We start from the raw sequence: 11,923 nt of genomic DNA, 5'->3' as shown, positions 1-11,923 counted from the left end.
GAATAGCTTGTGAAAACTTTAAATCATTTAAGACAAGAATTACTCGCCAAGAGACTCGATCTTCATCAAGATTCGAGTCTGCGCGACGAACTTGAAAGCAAAATAACTCAGTTCTTAAATGAAACCGATGCCAACTGTGTGGGTATTTATTGGCCGATCAAGAGCGAATTTGACCTGCGTCCTCTGGCACTCGATTGGTGCTCCAAAAATCCCAAGAAAAAATTAGCGCTTCCGATTGTGAAACTCAACGAGCCATTGATCTTTGGTGAGTGGAATCAAGACACCACTCTGGTCAAAGGCCCTCAAAACATCAATGAACCTTTACTTGATTCATTCAGCTCCAAGATCGAACCAGACCTGCTCATCATTCCTTGCCTTGGATGGTCAGCACAAAATGATCAGTTTTGGCGAATTGGTTATGGCGGTGGGTATTACGATCGAACCATTGCTGAATTCAAAAGAAATAAACATCCTGTTAAAACGGTTGGTGTGGGATATAAAGCTTTGGAAGTAAAAGAGGGCGCATGGCGCCCTCAAAGTCATGATCAAGCACTCGACTTGATGATTGTTGTTTAAAGTTCGATCAAGCCTTCAACAAATCCAAATTCTTGGCGATTGCCAAAGTCGTTTCGGCCTGATTCAGGCTGTAGAAATGCAAGCCTGGAACACCCGCAACACGCAATTGATCACACAAGTCCGTCACCACATCCAAACCAAATGACTTGATGGATGCAGAGTCGTCACCAAATGACTGTAGACGCAAACGAATCCAGCGGGGGATCTCTGCGCCACAAGCATCAGAGAAACGCAATAGCTGAGTGCTGTTGGTGATTGGCATGATGCCTGGAACTATCGGTTGATCAACGCCCAACTTGTAGGCCTCGTCCACAAATCTGAAATAAGCATCACTGTTGAAAAAGTATTGGGTGATGGCTGAGTCTGCACCCGCCTTCATCTTATTAGCAAACATCAAGATGTCATCACTCATTGATTTGGCCTGAGGATGCATCTCTGGATAAGCTGCTACTTCGATATGGAAATGGCTATCAGTCTCTGAGCGAATAAATCTGACCAGCTCTTCAGCATGGTGAAACTCTCCGTATTGACCCATGCCAGAAGGCAAATCTCCACGCAAAGCAACGATGCGACGAATACCGATGTCTTTGTATTGTTTTAGAAGTTCACGAATCTTTTCTTTTGAACTTCCGACACAAGAAAGATGAGGCGCGGCCTCTTGGCCTGCCTCATGGATTTCTTTGACGGTCGACAAAGTGCCGTCTTGTGTTGAACCACCTGCACCAAACGTTACAGAAATAAATGTTGGTTTAAGCGCTGCGGATAACTGCTCTCTAACAGAGCGAAGCTTGGCAGCTCCCTCTTCTGTTTTTGGTGGGAAAAACTCAAGGCTTAATTCCATGTCATTCATTCCTGATCACGTTTTTAATAACGGTATGTTTCAGGCTTGTAAGGGCCTTCTTTTTTCACGTTGATGTAGTTAGCTTGTTGTTCTGACAATTCAGTTAACTGAGCGTTCAGTTTCTTCAATTGCAAACGAGCCACTTTCTCATCAAGGTGCTTAGGCAATGTGTACACGCCCACTGGATACTTAGTGGTGCCAGCAGATTGCCATAACTCGATTTGAGCAATCGTTTGGTTGGCAAACGATGAGCTCATTACATAAGACGGGTGACCTGTACCGCAGCCCAAGTTAACCAAGCGACCTTTTGCCAAAATGATGATGCGCTTTTCTGGTTGGCCATTGCTTGCCGGGAAAATCACGTGGTCCACTTGTGGCTTGATCTCTTCCCACTTGTACTTCTCAACACCAGCGATATCAATTTCATTGTCAAAGTGACCAATGTTACAAACGATGGCTTGGTCTTTCATTTTTGCCATATGGTCATGAGTGATGACATGGTAGTTACCTGTTGCAGTAACAAAGATGTCTGCCTTATCTGCAGCGTAGTCCATGGTCACAACACGGTAGCCTTCCATGGCTGCCTGAAGTGCGCAAATTGGATCAACTTCTGTCACCCAAACCTGAGCTGACAAGGCACGCAAAGCTTGTGCTGAACCCTTACCCACGTCGCCATAACCAGCAACCACAGCCACCTTACCCGCAATCATCACGTCTGTGGCGCGCTTGATACCGTCTACCAATGACTCGCGGCAACCATACAAGTTATCAAACTTGCTCTTAGTCACTGAGTCATTCACGTTGATCGCTGGGAACTTTAATTCACCCTTGGCGTGCATTTGATACAAACGATGCACACCTGTTGTGGTTTCCTCTGTCACGCCCTTTACTTTCTCAAGACGAACTGAATACCAAGTTGGGTCAATTTTTAATTTGGCTTTGATTGAAGCAAACAACACTGTTTCTTCTTCGCTCGTTGGGTTGTTCAATACTGACAAATCTTTTTCAGCTTTTGTACCCAAATGCAACAACATGGTGGCATCGCCGCCGTCATCCAAAATCATGTTTGAATAGCCGCCATCTTGCCATTCAAAAATACGGTGTGTGAATTCCCAATATTGCTCAAGCGTTTCGCCTTTGATCGCAAACACTGGTGTGCCGTTTGCAGCAATCGCAGCGGCTGCGTGATCTTGTGTTGAAAAAATATTGCAAGACGCCCAGCGCACTTCAGCACCAAGAGCTTCCAATGTTTCAATCAAAACAGCTGTTTGGATTGTCATGTGTAAAGAGCCAGTGATGCGAGCACCGCGCAAAGGCTGGCTAGCAGAAAACTCTTCACGAATCGCCATCAAGCCAGGCATTTCAGTTTCGGCAATGATGATTTCTTTGCGACCCCAATCAGCCAATGAAATATCGGCGATGGCGCAATCTTTAAGCACGTTTAAATCAGTAGGTTTGTTCATATCCACTCCAAGCTAGTAAGGAAGATCATGGAGGGCAAATAAAAAAAGCCCGCCAACCAATCACTTCACAGGTTAGCGAGCGTCGTTGCTAAAGGCCTGGGGCCTTCCTCTAAGCCTAGGGTGTTTAAGACTTTAGAGACTTAAGCACCTCGCAACGCTCCTTAGAGATTTTGCAAAATTATAAACCAGCAGCGGCCCTTAAGGCTGCAGCCTTGTCTGTGGCTTCCCAAGTGAACTCAGGCTCTTCACGGCCAAAGTGACCGTAAGCAGCTGTTTTGCGGTAGATTGGGCGCAATAAATTCAACATCTTTACGATGCCCTTTGGTCTTAAATCAAAGTGAGTACGCACTAACTCAGCAATCTTCTCATCTGAAATCTTGCCTGTGCCATAGGTGCTGACCATCACAGACGTTGGCTGAGCCACACCAATCGCATATGAGATCTGCACCAAACACTTGCTGGCCAAACCAGCGGCCACGATGTTTTTAGCCACATAACGACCCGCATAGGCAGCTGAACGATCCACTTTCGATGGGTCTTTGCCTGAGAAAGCGCCGCCGCCGTGAGGGGCTGCACCACCGTATGTATCAACAATGATTTTGCGTCCTGTCAAACCGCAATCGCCTTGCGGGCCACCGATCACAAAACGACCTGTTGGGTTCACCAAGTACTTGATTTCACCCTTGATCAATTCTTTTGGAAGCACCGGCTTGATGATTTCTTCAATCACGGCTTCTCGAAGCTTCTCTAAAGAAATGTCTGGAGAGTGCTGAGTAGACAAAACAATCGTGTCAATTGAATCTGGCTTGCCATCAACATAACGCAAAGTCACTTGTGACTTTGCATCTGGGCGCAACCAATTCAAACGACCATCACGACGCAAATCAGCTTGACGCTCCACTAAGCGGTGTGACAAATGAATTGGTAAAGGCATTAATTCTGGGGTTTCATCAACCGCATAACCAAACATCAAACCTTGGTCACCAGCACCTTGATCAAGACCGTCATCATGAGCTTTATCAACGCCCTGAGCGATGTCTGGGCTTTGCTTGTCATAAGCTACCAACACTGCGCAGCCTTTGTAATCAATACCGTACTCAGTATTGTCGTAACCAATTTGACGAATGGTGTCTCGTGCGACGTGGATGTAATCAACGTTGGCGGTTGTGGTGATTTCACCTGCAAGAACAACCAAGCCGGTATTGCAAAGAGTCTCTGCAGCTACACGTGCAGTTGGGTCTTGGGCCAAAATGGCATCAAGAATTGCATCAGAAATTTGGTCAGATACTTTATCTGGGTGGCCTTCAGAAACTGACTCTGAGGTAAAGAAATAATTGTTCGCCATGAATGCTCCTTAGTTAAATAAGCGACAACACGTGCCGAGTATTACTAAGTGCGGCGACGCTTTAGCGGATATTTTGAATTCGCCCCGCAAGTTGTCTTAACTCGGCGAATAGCCTTAATTCTATAACATTCTCACTTTTGATGGCAAACCTGTATATTTACCCCTATGACGAGCACAAGATTACGCTTCACCAAAATGCATGGCGCAGGCAATGATTTCATTGTCTTAAATGGCATATCTCAGGACCTTTCTGGCATCACCAAAGAGCAGTGGGCAAGACTTGCCCATCGTCAATTTGGCATTGGTGCCGATCAAATCCTTTTGGTAGAAAAGCCCACCGTGGCTGAAGCAGAATTTCGCTACAGAATATTTAACTCTGATGGCGGTGAAGTCGAGCAATGCGGTAATGGGTCTCGTTGCTTTGTCCGCTTTGTGAGAGAAAAAGGTTTGACCAAGAACAAAACAGTCAAAGTGCAAGTGGCTCACACCATCCTGTCTCTGACTGAAAATGACGACGGTCAAGTAACGGTCAATATGGGCGCCCCCATATTGATGAATGAAGCGATTCCTTTTAACTCTTCAAACCTTCAAGAAAAAGTTGAAGGCAAGACGAACTTATACCAACTTGAACTTTCTGATCATGCAGTGTGGATCAATGCCATCTCGATGGGCAATCCACACGCTGTGCAAATTGTGCAAGATCTTGATACTGCACCCGTTGCAAAAGATGGCCCGCAGATAGAAACACATTTGGCATTTCCGAAAAAGGTGAATGCTGGCTTCATGCAAATTCAAAATCGCCACGAAATCAAACTACGAGTGTTCGAGAGAGGTTCAGGAGAAACCTTGGCCTGCGGAACTGGTGCTTGCGCAGCGGTTGTGTCTGGCATTTTGAGAGGTCACCTAGACTCTCCAGTGACTGTTCATACACGCGGCGGAGATCTGAGCATTGCGTGGGACAGCGCTTTATCGATGCAACATCCGGTCATGATGACCGGGCCCGCTCAAACTGTTTTTGAAGGCGAGATCACTCTCGACTGAGCGTCAGACTAAAGGTCATCCTTGACTTTAAACGCCGTAGCGATCTCGGTAGGCCTTCACGGCTGGCAAATACTGTTGCAACTCTTTGCTTTGGCTTGACTCTAAAAAACTCATCAAGCTTGCTAGATTTGCAATAGATACCACTGGCATACCAAATTCTTTTTCTACGTTTTGAACGGCTGAGCTATCAGCGATCTCAGTAGCCGTGCCAGCTCTTTCCATGCGATCTAAAGCAATCAGAACAGCTGCAGGGTTTGCACCTGCGTGGCGAATGATATCGACTGATTCACGCACCGAAGTGCCTGCAGAAATCACGTCATCAATGATCACCACTCGACCTTTTAAAGGTGCACCCACCAAAGTGCCACCTTCGCCATGATCTTTGGCTTCTTTGCGATTAAAACAAAACGGTACTGGGCGTCCCATGCCAGCCAAGGCAACAGCAGTGGTGGCCGCCAAAGTAATACCTTTATAGGCAGGGCCAAACAACATATCAAACTGAACGCCTGAGTCAATCAATGCTTTGGCATAAAACTCACCCAAAGCTTTGAGGAGTGCGCCATCATTGAAACCACCGGCATTAAAAAAGTAAGGAGATAATCGACCCGCTTTTGTTTTAAATTCGCCAAAAGCTAACACTTTGGCATCTAAGGCAAAATGGATAAATTCGTTTTTAAAGTTTTCTTGATTGGAAGTCATAACCGAGATGTTACGCATCATTACCGCCAACCTCAATGGTATTCGTTCAGCAGCTAAAAAAGGTTTCTTTGAGTGGGTCAATACTCAAAGCCCTGACATCCTTTGTATTCAAGAGCTTAAGGCTCAGGAAGCCGATTTAGACAGCGCTTTGATGAGCCCCAATGGCTATCATGGCTTTTTTCAATATGCCAACAAAAAAGGCTATAGCGGCGTTGGGCTTTATTCAAAAAAAGCGCCTGACAGTATCAAAATTGGGTTTGATGACGGAGAGTTTGATGCCGAAGGTCGCTATGTTGAAGCAAGATTTGGCAATCTAATTGTTATTTCCGCTTATTTTCCTTCGGGTTCGAGCGCCCCCGAGCGCCAAGAAGCCAAATTCAGATTTCTTGATTTGTTCATGCCTCACATTAAAAAACTGAAATCAGAAGGTCTAGAAATTGTTCTTTGTGGTGACATCAATATCGCTCACAAAGAAATTGATTTAAAGAATTGGAAAGGTAATCTAAAAAACTCTGGCTTCACTCCAGAAGAGCGCGAATGGATGACCCATCTTTTCGGTGAGGCAGGCTTCATGGATGTGTACCGATTCCTACACCCCAACACCGAAGACGAATGCTACACATGGTGGAGTCAAAGAGGTCAAGCTTACGCAAAAAATGTGGGATGGAGAATTGATTACCAAATCGCAACGCCTGGGATTGCCAAGAAAGCGCAGCGCGTCGAAATTTATAAAGCCGAAAGATTCTCTGACCACGCCCCACTGATCATTGACTATGAAGGTGTATAGGTTTTAAGGCTTGTAATTGGGCAATTTATCAATGGTCGTATTTTTGGCCCGCGCATACAAAAATAAAGCCTCGTTGATATTTTTTTGTATTTCATAAATTCGACTGTCACCCGATGGATGAGTCGAGAGCCACTCTGGTTGTTTGTCTTTTGAAAGCTGCCCCATCTTTTGCCACAAAGAAATTCCTGCGCGCGGATCGTAGCCAGCCCTAGCAGCAATGTCCATACCAACCAAGTCAGCATCTCTTTCATCAGCTCTTGAAAAACTCAAGCCCAAGATTTGTAGACCCTGCCCCAAGGCTTGACCACCAAGATTGCCCAAGCCCAATGCTGAAGACAAAACACTCGCACCCAAATTACTCAACTGCGCTTTAGCGATTCTGTCTCTGGCATGCTCACGCAAAGCATGGGCAATTTCATGGCCCATCACAGTAGCCACTTCGTCATCATTTAACTTCAACTTTTCTATGATGCCGGTATAAAAAGCAATCTTTCCGCCGGGCATACAAAATGCATTCACCTCATCAGAAATGAACAAATTAACTTCCCACTTCCAAGCCTGAGATTCTGGATTCCATGCATAGGCATGCGGCAATATCTTTTTTGAAATCGCACGCAAACGAATGACCTGTGGATGATTGTCAGGTGCCAAGGCATTTTTTTGAGAGGCCTTTTGCTTCATGGAGTTGTATTGTCTAGTCGCTGAAGCTTCTAATTGACTGGCAGGAACCATTTCTTTGAGACTCGAGCTATCGCCTACTCTCACGCCATCCGTCGGGCCGACCCTTGAGGAACTACTGCATGCCCCCAATAAAGTAATCAGAGAAAATAAAAGGTATCTTTTGAAATTAGAAGAAAGCAACACAGTCATCTGATCACGCACTTTTTTCAAATGGAGATTTTTTTTCTTCGCCCCATGGTGCAATCTTAGGCAACAACATCAAACCAGGCAATGCCAACACAACGCAAATGATAAAGAAATTAGTCCATCCAGTAAATTCAACAATGTAACCAGTCAATGCATTGATAAAAGTTCGCGGCACCGCTGATAAGCTCGTGAACAAAGCAAACTGAGTGGCCGTGAAACGTGGATTGGTTTCTAAGGCAAGATAGGCGGTGAATGCCGCTGTTCCAAGGCCTGCCGTGATTGCCTCAAAACCAATCACCCATGACAAGACCCACAAATCAGGACCTGATTGAGCAAGCACAACAAAACCAAAAGTAGCCACCGCTTGCAACACACCAAAAATCCACAAGCCTTTATTGACGCCTGTTTTTAACATCCAATAAGCGCCAAGGATTCCTCCTAGGATGCTGGCCCAAAGACCTGCATTCTTGGCAACGATGCCAATCTCGGTTCGGGTAAAACCAAGTTCAATATAAAACGGCGTAGCCAAGGCGCTTGCCATGGAGTCACCAAGCTTATAAAGAAAAATAAATAACAAAATTAAAGCTGCGTGCTTCCAGCCAGAGCGATGAATGAATTCCTTAAAAGGCTCAATCACTGCCTCTCTCATGGTTAGTGGCGGAGGGCCGTACTCTCTTGGCTCTGACACCAACAGCGTTGTCAAAATACCTGGGAGCATGAATAAGCCGGTGATAAAAAACACCCAGTCCCAAGTGATGATGTCTGACAAAATCAATGACAGTGATCCAGGCACCAGTGTTGACAACTTATAAGCATTCACAAAGAGCGCTGTACCAGAACCCATTTGACCTTCGGTCAACCACTCGCGTCGATGAGCATCGACCACGATGTCTTGGCTTGCGGAGAAAAAAGCAACAATAGATGCTAAAAAAACCACGATCCAAATTTCGGTACTTGGATTGAATTGACCCATCAAGATCACAGCCAACATCACAGCAATTTGTGTCACGACCATCCAGCCGCGGCGACGTCCCAAAAATGGTAACTTGAATCTATCCATCGCAGGAGCCCACAAGAACTTCCACGTGTAGGGCATGCCGACCAAGGCAAACAAACCAATTGCTTTTAAATCGACGCCCTCACTTTTTAACCATGCTGAAAGCAAGTTATAAAGAATGAATAAAGGCAGTCCACTAGAGAACCCTAGAAAAATACAAACAAGTAATGCTTTGGTTCTACTTGGCCCGACGTGCACGATAGACTGCAAGACTTCCCCTTAGGTTAGGCAAAAATTCCACCGACTGTCCGTCATGGAAAACCACGCGATCAAGTAATTCAAGACCAACCGCTGGTGCTAAAGCTTCAAAATCAGCAATCGTTAAAACTCTGACGTTGGGCGTGTCGTACCATTGGTATGGCAGCGACTTAGAAACGGGCATCCTACCCAATAAAACTGCTGAGCGGTGCGACCAATGGCCAAAGTTAGGGAATGAAACAACGCATTCTTTTCCGACCCTGGCAATTTCACTCAAGATCCTGGCAGTTTGATGAATCGTTTGCAATGTTTGCGAGAGGATCACTTTGTCAAAACTTTGATCTTCAAACAAAGCCAAACCACCCTCAAGATCCTGCTGGATAACATTCAAACCTTTTTGCGCACAAGCCAAAACCTTGTCATCAGCCAACTCAACACCATACACATGGGCTTGCTTGGCTTCTTTTAAGTGGTGCAATAAGCTGCCATCACCACAGCCAACGTCTAACACCTGAGAGCCGGGCTCTACCCACTTCGCGATCGCGGCAAAATCTGAACGCATCATGATTGAAGCTCCTGGGCAATTTGCTCAAAGTAGGCTCTAACCAAGTTGTGATATCGAGGGTCTTCTAACAAAAAGGCGTCATGGCCATGAGGCGCATCAATCTCGCCATAAGTGACATCCAACTTGTTGTCCAACAATGCTTTAACAATTTCACGACTGCGCTCTGGCGCAAAGCGCCAATCGGTTGTGAAACTCACCACCAAAAACTTAGCGGCAATATTTTTCATGGCTGCGCTGAGATTGTTAGCAAATGATTTTGCAGGATCAAAATAATCCAAAGCGCGAGTGATCAACAGATAAGTATTTGCGTCAAAATAATCTGCAAACTTCTCGCCTTGATATCTCAAATAACTTTCAACCTCAAACTCAACATCAAAATTAAAGTTGTATTCATCAGAATCACCATCGGCACGTCTTAATTCACGACCAAATTTTTCAGCCATGTCATCGTCCGACAAATAAGTGATATGGCCAATCATGCGCGCCACTCTCAAGCCACGGCGTGGCTTGACATCATGGGCGTAGTAATCGCCTCCATGAAAATCTGGGTCGCTCAGAATCGCACTGCGAGCCACTTCATTGAAAGCAATATTTTGTGCTGATAATTTAGGGGTTGATGCAATCACAATGCAGTGACCAATACGCTTTGGATACATCATGCTCCAAGCCATGGCCTGCATGCCGCCAAGGCTGCCGCCCATCACTGCAGCAAATTTCTCAATTTGAAAATGATCGGCCACGCGTGCCTGAGCATTCACCCAATCCTCAACCGTCACAACCGGGAACGATGCGCCGTATGGCTTACCTGTTTCTGGATTCAAACTCATCGGCCCAGTAGAACCAAAACATGAGCCCAGATTATTTACGCCAATCACAAAAAATCGATTTGTATCTACAGGCTTGCCAGGGCCAACCATGTTGTCCCACCAACCCACATCATTGGGGTCGCTTGCACTGACGCCAGCCACATGGTGAGAAGCATTTAATGCATGACAAATCAGAATGGCATTACTTTTTTGAGCATTTAACTGCCCGTATGTTTCAACCACCAAGTTGTAATCAGCAATACTTGCCCCACTTTGCAACTTCAATGGTGTTGCAAAATTAAGTACTTGAGGCGTTACAAGCCCTAAACTCATGCTGAGAATAAAACTCTCATTGGTAACTCGTTAAATTCAGTCGGTGACTTCTTAAAGCCACTTCTTGCGTAACGATGCCAGCGACCAACCACATAGCTCATCATCATGGCTGCTCTGGCGCTCACCTCTTGACCATCTGAAGACTGTGTCAAACGACCCTGAGTTTGAGCAATGCGCAAAGATTGTTTCAATGAAGATTCAATGCGTTCAAAAATCTGCAAAATTCTTTCTTGCAAACGCTCATCTTCAAGCCATAAAGCATCACCCAATAAAACCCGAATCATTCCTGGATTCTTTTCACCAAAACCCAATAACAACATCAAAATTTCTTGAGCTTGGCGATCGCCCGCTTCTTCACGCTCTGTGATTTGATTGATCAAACCAAAAATGGTTTGCTCAATAAAGGCAATCAGCCCCTCAAACATCTGGGCTTTGCTAGCAAAATGTCGGTACAAAGCTGCTTCAGAGACCTCTAATTTTGCAGCCAAGGCAGCAGTGGTCACGCGATCACCCTTTGGGCTTTCTAACATTTCTGCCAATACTTGCAAAATTTGTATTTTTCGCTCGCCTGGACGAGGGCGTTTACGAACTGGTGCTGAGGCTGCGCTCTCGGCTTCGTCAGAGATGGGCATTTGATTAAATGGTGAGTTCATTTGAGTTTTTGCCAACTTTTAAATAAGTGATGCATTGATTGTACTTCCAGAGACACGCTTCCTCGATTTTGAGTGTAAGCCCTAACATGTCTTTTAAACCATACGGTCTTTATGCCCAATTTTGAGTACTCTAGCAAATGACCCAATGTGTCATCCACCAAAATAGCTCTTTGAGGAGCGCATCGGTACTTATTTAAGAGTCTTTTGAGCATCAAGTGATCGGGTTTGGGTCGCCATTGTTGATGAAGCTCCATATCTTCGATGGCCTCTACCGCTTTGAAACAACCCATGAGGCCCAGCTCCTTCAAAACCTTCAATGCGTAAGATTTTGGGGCATTGGTGAGTATGATTTTTTCACCAGGCAAACGATTCAATATCTGCCGAAGACCTTTTTCACCACGAACCATTCCTGAAAGATCTTGCAAATGCTTGCCGCTGACTTCGTTAAAGAGGTGGGTTTCACGCAAAAAATGGTGTGGATCAACCGCATGATGTTTGACCAAGCCCAACAATGTTGCGCCATACATGCGCCAGTAATGGTCTCTTAATTGACTGGCAGCTTGGGTATCTAAATTTAAATGACGAGCCACATAGCTCGTCATTGCATGATTGATAGAAGGAAAAATTGCACTTGATGCATCGTGCAAGGTGTTATCTAAATCAAATAACCATAAAGGTTGGCGCATGCCAAT

13 protein-coding genes and 1 riboswitch are annotated in these 11,923 nt (G+C 45.3%); of the genes, 3 read left to right on the top strand and 10 right to left on the bottom strand.

Annotated elements, in window-relative coordinates; genetic code table 11:
- The first annotated feature begins 9 nt into the window (after positions 1 to 9).
- Entirely contained in the window at positions 10 to 576 is a 567-nt protein-coding gene (locus ICE88_RS04640) for a 5-formyltetrahydrofolate cyclo-ligase (protein WP_216249934.1), read from the top strand.
- Between the two features lie 7 nt (positions 577 to 583).
- Here the strand turns inward: ICE88_RS04640 and metF are convergent, their stop codons facing one another.
- The 3 genes from metF to metK form a co-directional block, all read right to left on the bottom strand.
- The gene (gene metF / locus ICE88_RS04635; protein WP_216249931.1) at positions 584 to 1,426 is read right to left on the bottom strand and encodes a methylenetetrahydrofolate reductase [NAD(P)H]; all 843 of its coding nucleotides are present in this window, start codon (positions 1,424 to 1,426) and stop codon (positions 584 to 586) included.
- Positions 1,427 to 1,440: 14 nt separating this feature from the next.
- On the bottom strand, positions 1,441 to 2,880 hold the full coding sequence (ahcY, locus tag ICE88_RS04630) for an adenosylhomocysteinase (RefSeq protein ID WP_216249929.1): 1,440 nt from the start codon (positions 2,878 to 2,880) through the stop codon (positions 1,441 to 1,443).
- 70 nt (positions 2,881 to 2,950) lie between these two features.
- Positions 2,951 to 3,049, bottom strand: a riboswitch (S-adenosyl-L-homocysteine riboswitch).
- A 9-nt stretch (positions 3,050 to 3,058) separates the two neighbouring features.
- The gene (metK, locus tag ICE88_RS04625; RefSeq protein ID WP_216249926.1) at positions 3,059 to 4,225 is read right to left on the bottom strand and encodes a methionine adenosyltransferase; all 1,167 of its coding nucleotides are present in this window, start codon (positions 4,223 to 4,225) and stop codon (positions 3,059 to 3,061) included.
- A 165-nt stretch (positions 4,226 to 4,390) separates the two neighbouring features.
- Here metK and dapF point away from each other — a divergent pair, with 165 nt between their 5' ends.
- Positions 4,391 to 5,266 (top strand): diaminopimelate epimerase, encoded by an 876-nt coding sequence (gene dapF, locus ICE88_RS04620; RefSeq protein WP_255535215.1) that lies wholly within the window; start codon positions 4,391 to 4,393, stop codon positions 5,264 to 5,266.
- Between the two features lie 27 nt (positions 5,267 to 5,293).
- On the opposite strand, the gene pyrE is transcribed toward dapF, so the two are convergent.
- Positions 5,294 to 5,965, bottom strand: a complete 672-nt coding sequence (gene pyrE, locus ICE88_RS04615; RefSeq protein WP_216249923.1) for an orotate phosphoribosyltransferase — start codon at positions 5,963 to 5,965, stop codon at positions 5,294 to 5,296.
- Positions 5,966 to 5,972: 7 nt separating this feature from the next.
- On the opposite strand from pyrE, the gene ICE88_RS04610 reads away from it, so the two are divergent.
- The gene (locus tag ICE88_RS04610) at positions 5,973 to 6,752 is read left to right on the top strand and encodes an exodeoxyribonuclease III (RefSeq protein ID WP_216249919.1); all 780 of its coding nucleotides are present in this window, start codon (positions 5,973 to 5,975) and stop codon (positions 6,750 to 6,752) included.
- A gap of 3 nt (positions 6,753 to 6,755) precedes the next feature.
- Here the strand turns inward: ICE88_RS04610 and ICE88_RS04605 are convergent, their stop codons facing one another.
- Genes ICE88_RS04605 through ICE88_RS04580 form a run of 6 tightly spaced genes read right to left on the bottom strand, consistent with a single transcriptional unit; the run spans position 6,756 to position 11,917 of the window.
- Positions 6,756 to 7,634: a M48 family metallopeptidase gene (locus ICE88_RS04605; RefSeq protein WP_370624451.1), complete on the bottom strand. Its 879-nt coding sequence runs from the start codon at positions 7,632 to 7,634 to the stop codon at positions 6,756 to 6,758.
- Complete coding sequence (locus ICE88_RS04600) at positions 7,627 to 8,886, bottom strand: AmpG family muropeptide MFS transporter (protein ID WP_216249916.1); 1,260 nt, start codon at positions 8,884 to 8,886, stop codon at positions 7,627 to 7,629. Before ICE88_RS04600 ends, ICE88_RS04605 begins: the two co-directional genes overlap by 8 nt.
- Entirely contained in the window at positions 8,855 to 9,439 is a 585-nt protein-coding gene (metW, locus tag ICE88_RS04595; protein ID WP_216249912.1) for a methionine biosynthesis protein MetW, read from the bottom strand. The genes ICE88_RS04600 and metW overlap by 32 nt, the downstream gene beginning before the upstream one ends.
- Positions 9,436 to 10,578 (bottom strand): homoserine O-acetyltransferase, encoded by a 1,143-nt coding sequence (locus tag ICE88_RS04590; RefSeq protein ID WP_216249911.1) that lies wholly within the window; start codon positions 10,576 to 10,578, stop codon positions 9,436 to 9,438. Before ICE88_RS04590 ends, metW begins: the two co-directional genes overlap by 4 nt.
- Positions 10,575 to 11,231, bottom strand: coding sequence for a nucleoid occlusion factor SlmA (gene slmA, locus ICE88_RS04585; protein WP_216249909.1), 657 nt, complete (start codon positions 11,229 to 11,231; stop codon positions 10,575 to 10,577). The genes ICE88_RS04590 and slmA overlap by 4 nt, the downstream gene beginning before the upstream one ends.
- Positions 11,228 to 11,917: a pyrimidine 5'-nucleotidase gene (locus ICE88_RS04580; RefSeq protein ID WP_216249907.1), complete on the bottom strand. Its 690-nt coding sequence runs from the start codon at positions 11,915 to 11,917 to the stop codon at positions 11,228 to 11,230. Before ICE88_RS04580 ends, slmA begins: the two co-directional genes overlap by 4 nt.
- Positions 11,918 to 11,923: the final 6 nt, after the last annotated feature.

The organism is Polynucleobacter sp. AM-26B4, from assembly GCF_018882285.1.
Taxonomy (GTDB): domain Bacteria; phylum Pseudomonadota; class Gammaproteobacteria; order Burkholderiales; family Burkholderiaceae; genus Polynucleobacter.
Note: the sequence above shows the minus strand (reverse complement) of the source record. Positions and strands in the feature narration are given on the sequence as shown.